General features: G+C 44.3%; 1 pseudogene. It reads right to left on the minus strand.

Features of this window, described 5'->3' with window-relative positions:
- Positions 1-542, minus strand: a pseudogene (locus tag ACFIQC_RS10230) (hypothetical protein); the annotation flags it as partial.

Raw genomic sequence — 542 nt, forward strand, 5'->3', positions numbered from 1 at the left:
CCATTCTCATACTTAGCTTTACCACCTAAAGACTTCGCAACATCGCTCCCTAGAGCATACAGCTGGTTACCCGCTACAGCATCACTTGAGCCTTTAGTTATAGATCCATTGGAAAGCGATGTTATCTTGCTGCTTGCATTCTCTTCACCATGCGTCGCTACAAACGCACCTTTAGACTTATCCCACAACAAAGCGTCAGCTTGAGCAGTGGTAATTTCATTGGTAATCTCTTTATGTAAATCCGTGAAAGAAGTTCCTACACCGGCAAACGCTGAAGCCACATCTGTATAGCTCTCCTCACTCTCAGTTCCATCAGATTTTACTGTTTTAATCGTGAACTTAGGTTTACTCCATTTACCATCCTCATACTTAGCTCCTCCACCCAAAGATTGTGCAACTTTATCACCTAGAGCATATAGCTGGTTACCCGCTACAGCATCCGTTGACGTTCTACTAATGTCGCCATTTTTAAGAGACGTTATCTTGCTGTTCTCTTTACTGTCCCCATGCGTCGCTACAAAGGCATGTGCAGTGTCGCTCCA

The sequence above is a fragment of the Bartonella sp. AA126HLJHH genome (assembly GCF_042197425.1).
Taxonomy (GTDB): domain Bacteria; phylum Pseudomonadota; class Alphaproteobacteria; order Rhizobiales; family Rhizobiaceae; genus Bartonella.